This is a genomic window from Myxococcus sp. RHSTA-1-4, assembly GCF_020037125.1.
Taxonomy (GTDB): domain Bacteria; phylum Myxococcota; class Myxococcia; order Myxococcales; family Myxococcaceae; genus Myxococcus.
In genome coordinates, this window is record NZ_JAIQDG010000082.1 from 1 (window position 1) to 4,869 (window position 4,869).

1 protein-coding gene is annotated in these 4,869 nt (G+C 72.6%); it reads right to left on the reverse strand.

Annotated features, from left to right (window positions below; all coding sequences use genetic code 11):
• A partial coding sequence (locus K8638_RS43870; protein ID WP_223760755.1) for a non-ribosomal peptide synthetase occupies positions 1-4,869 on the reverse strand: 4,869 nt, incomplete at both ends.

Consider the following 4,869-nt stretch of genomic DNA (forward strand, 5'->3'; position numbering starts at 1 on the left):
GCCGACGCGAGTCTCCGGAGAGGAGACGGCGGCCTCCAGCAGGGTGGTGAGGTGCTCCACCATGCGGGCGATGGTGGGCCGCTCGAACAGGTCCGTGCGGTAGCTCAGCGTGCCGGACAGTCCTTCCGGCGTCTGTCCCACGGACAGCGTCAGGTCGAACTTCGCGGTCTGGAGCTCGGCATCCACGGGCCGTAGCTCCAGCGGCGGAGTGCCTCCCGGCCCGCCCGCCACTTCCATGCTCCCGCTCGGAGTGTTCTGCAGGACGAGCATCACCTGGAACAGCGGCGAGTGGCTGAGGCTGCGCTGCGGTTGCAGCTCCTCCACGAGCTTCTCGAAGGGGACGTCCTGATGCTCATAGGCGCCGAGGGTGGTGGTGCGCACCCGTGCGAGCAGCTCGCGGAAGGTGGAGCGGGAGTCCACGCGGGTCCGCAGGACGAGGGTGTTGACGAAGAAGCCGATGAGGCCCTCGGTCTCCTGGCGGGTGCGGCCGGCGATGGGAGAGCCGACGGAGATGTCGTCCTGTCCGGAGTAGCGGGCCAGCAGCACCTGCCAGACGGCGAGCAGGGCCATGAAGGGCGTGACGCCCTCGTGCTGGCACAGCGCCTCCAGGCGCCGCATCAGCGCGGCGGGCACGTGCACCGGCAGGTGGACACCCCGGATGGACTGGACGGCGGGCCGGGGCTTGTCGGTGGGCAGCTCCAGCATGGGCGCGGCGCCGGAGAGCTGCTGGCGCCAGTACCCGAGCTGCTGTTTCAGCACCTCGCCCTTCAGCCAGGCCCGCTGCCATGCGGCGAAGTCGGCGTACTGGATGGGGAGGGGCGGGAGCCGAGGCTCGCGTCCGGAGGCGAAGGCGCCGTACAGCGCGGCGACCTCGCGCACCAGCACGCCCATGGACCAGCCGTCCGAGACGATGTGGTGCATCGTCACCACCAGCACGTGCTCCCGGGCGTCGAGCCGCAGCAGCGAGGCGCGCATCAGCGGCCCGCGCTCCAGGTCGAACGGCCGGCGGGTCTCCTCGGCCGCGAGCTGCTCCGCCCGGGCCCGCCGCTCAGCAGCGGGGACGGTGTCCTCCAGGTCCACCACCGTCAGCCGGAAGTCCGAGGACGGCAGGATGCGCTGCTCGGGCTCATCGCCCTGGACGGCGAAGAGCGTGCGCAGCGACTCGTGGCGCTCCACCAGGGCGGTGAAGGCCTTCTCCAGCGCGGCCACATCCAGGTCCCCGAGGATGCTCAGGGCGGTGGGGAGGTTGTATGCCGTGTTGCCGGGTTCTATCTGGTCGATGACCCACAGGCGCTGCTGGGCGAAGGACAGCGGCAGCGGGCCGGTGCGCGGCACGGGCACCAGGGCAGGGACTCCCGCCGCCTGCGCGCTCCGCGCGGCCGAGATGCGCGGCGCGAGCGAGGCCACGGTGGGTGCTTCGAAGAAGGTCCGCAGCGGCAGGTCCACCCCGAACGCGGCGCGCACGCGGGAAGCGAGCTGGGTGGCCAGCAGCGAATGTCCCCCCCGCTCGAAGAAGCTGTCGTGGATGCCCACGCGCTCCACGCGCAGCACCCGGGCGAAGAGGCCGGCCAGCAGCTCCTCCGTCGGGTCTCGCGGCGCCACCGGGGCGCCTCCACCCTCCGGTAGCGCCGCCTCCGGCACGGGCAGCGCCTTCCTGTCCACCTTGCCGTTGGGCGTCAGCGGCAGCGCCTCCAGCGTCACGAAGGCGGACGGCACCATGTACTCGGGCATGCGCTCGCGCAGCCACTCCCGCAGCTCCGCCGCGCCGGGCACCGGGCCCGTGGCGCCCTCCCGCGCGGGGACGACGTAGGCCACCAGCCGCTGCTGGCCCGGCGCGTCCTCGCGGACCATCACCACCGCGTCACGGACGGCGGCGTGGGCGCGCACCGCGGCCTCCACCTCGCCCGGCTCGATGCGGAAGCCGCGCACCTTCACCTGGGAGTCCTGGCGGCCCAGGTACTCCAGCGTGCCGTCGCGCAGCCAGCGCACCCTGTCTCCGGTGCGGTACAGGCGCTCGCCGGCGGCGGCCGAGTACGGGTCGGGCACGAAGCGCTCCGCGGTGAGCGCGGGCTGGCCCAGGTAGCCGTGGGCGAGCTGCGCGCCGCCGATGAACAGCTCTCCGGGGGCTCCCGGCGGCACGGGCCGCAGGTGCCCATCCAGCACGTACACCCGGGTGTTGGCCACCGGCCGGCCAACGGGCACGGTGGCGCCGGTCTCCTGCCCGGTGGCCGCCGCCGACGTGGCGTCGATGGTGGTCTCGGTGGGGCCGTACAGGTTGACCAGCCGCGTCTGGGGCAGTCGCGCCCGCATGCGCGTGGCCAGCTCGGTAGCCAGGGCCTCGCCGCCGCAGAACAGCCAGCGCAGGTGCGTGGCGTTCAGCAGGCCTTCCTCCTCCAGCATGAAGCGGAGCATGGAGGGCACCACCTGGAGGTGGGTGATGCGCTGGCGCACCACGCACGCCACCAGGGCGGCCGGGTCGCGGTGGGCCTCCGGCGGAGCGAGGACGAGCGGCGCGCCCACCATCAGCGACGCCCAGCACTCCCAGACGGAGGCGTCGAAGCTCAGCGGCGTCTTCTGCAGCACCCTGTCTCCGGCGGTGATGCCGAAGGCGGAGAGGAACCACGCCATGTGGTTGGCCAGGGCCCCATGGGGGATGACGACGCCCTTCGGCTGGCCCGTGCTGCCCGACGTGTAGATGACGTAGGCGGGGCTCTCCGGCGGCACGGTGACGGACGGCGCGAGCGTCTCCTCGAGGGAGCGCGGCGCCTCGCCGGAGTCGAGGCACACCACGTCCGTGCCCTCGGGCAGCAGGCCGGCCAGCTCCCGCTGCGTGAGGAGCACGCGGGCGCGGCAGTCCTGGAGCATGAAGGCGAGCCGCTCGCGCGGGTAGTCCGGAGCCAGCGGCACGTAGGCGGCACCGGCCTTGAGGATGCCCAGCAGGCCCACCACCATTTCGGGCGAGCGCTGGACGCAGAGCGCCACCCGGTCGCCGGAGCGGACGCCCCGGTGCAGCAGCCCATGGGCGACCTGATTGGCGCGCGCGTCCAGCTCACGGTAGGTGAGCCGTGCGCCGTCGGACTCCACCGCCACCGCGTCCGGCGTGCGCCGGGCCTGCTCCTCCACGCGCTGGTGGACGCAGGTGTCCCGCGGGAAGTCCATGGCGGTGGCGTTCCAGTCCACCAGGACCTGCTGGCGCTCGGCGCCGCTCAGCAGGGAGACGGAGGCCAGGGGGGCCTCGGGCCGGGAGACCAGCGCCTCCACCAGGACCCGGAAGTGCTCCGCCATCCGCAGCGCGGTGGCGTGCTCGAAGAGGTCGGTGTTGTACCGCAGCGAGCCGCGGAGTCCCTCCGGCGTCTCCGCGAGAATCATCTCGAGCTCGAACTTGATGGTGGGGTTCTCCACCTCCAGCGGGCGCAGCACCAGTCCCGTGCCCCGGGCCGGGGACATGGGCGTGTTCTGCAAGGCGAACGTCACCTGGAAGAGCGGGCCGCGGCTCATGTCGCGGGTGGGCTGCAGCTCCTCCACCAGCCGCTCGAAGGGGACGTCCTGGTGCGCGTACGCGCCCAGCGAGCCTTCCTTCACTTGTCGCAGCAGGTGGAGGAAGGAGGCGTGGTCCTCGACGTGGGCGCGCAGCACGAGGGTGTTGACGAAGAAGCCGATGAGGTCCTCCAGCTCACCGCGCTGGCGGCCGGCGATGGGAGAGCCGACGGCGATGTCCTGCTGGCCGGAGTAGCGCGACAGCAGCACCTGGAAGGCCGCGAGCAGGGCCATGAAGGGCGTGGCCCCCTCCTGCTGGCACAGCGCCTGGAGTGCCTCGGACGTGGCGAGCGGGAGCGCGACGGGCACGTCCGCGCCGCGGAAGGTCTGCACGGGAGGACGGGGCTTGTCGGTGGGCAGCTCCAGCGTGGAGACGCCGGAGAGCTGCTGCCGCCAGTAGCCGAGCTGCTCATCGAGCACGGCGCCCTGGAGCCATCCGCGTTGCCAGACGGCGTAGTCGGCGTACTGGAGTGGCAGCGGCGGAAGTGGAGAGGGCTTGCCCTGGGAGAAGGCGTCGTAGAGGGCGGCGACCTCACGCACCAGCACGCCCATGGACCAGCCGTCGGAGACGATGTGGTGCATGTTGAGGGCGAGCACGTGCTCGGAGGGGCCCAGCTTCAGCAGTTGAGCGCGGAGCAGCGGCCCGGTGGCGAGGTCGAAGGGCTGGAGGGTGTCCTCGCGCAGGTGCCGCTCCAGTTCGGCGCGGGCGGCGTGGGGCTCCAGGCCGCTGAGGTCCACCAGCTCCAGCGGCAGCGTGCCGGTGGGGGAGATGCGCTGGAAGGGCTGCCCATCCTGCTGGGTGAAGGTGGTGCGAAGCGCCTCGTGACGGCGCGCCAGCTCATCGAAGCCGCGCCGCAGGGCGTCCACGTCGAGCGCCCCCTCCATGCGCACGAAGGTGGGCATGTTGTAGGTGGGGCTGCCAGGCTGGAGCTGGTCGATGAACCACAGGCGCTGCTGCGCGAAGGACACGGGCTGCACCCCGTCGCGCTGCATGGAGGTGAGGTCGGGCGCCTGGACCGGTTGGGCCTCCAGCCGGACGGCCTCGATGCGCGAGGCCAGGGCGGCCACGGTGGGCGCCTCGAAGAGGGCCCGCAGCGGCAGCTCCACGCCGAAGGTGGAGCGGATGCGGGAGATGACCTGGGTGGCGAGCAACGAGTGGCCGCCCAGCTCGAAGAAGTTGTCGTACACGCCCACGCGCGATACGCGCAGCACGTCGCCCCAGAGCGCGGCGAGCTTCTCCTCGGTGGGGTTGCACGGGGCGACGTAGGACTCGGCCGGGGAGGCCCGCGCCGCGTCGGGAGCGGGCAGGGCCTTGCGGTCCACCTTGTCGTT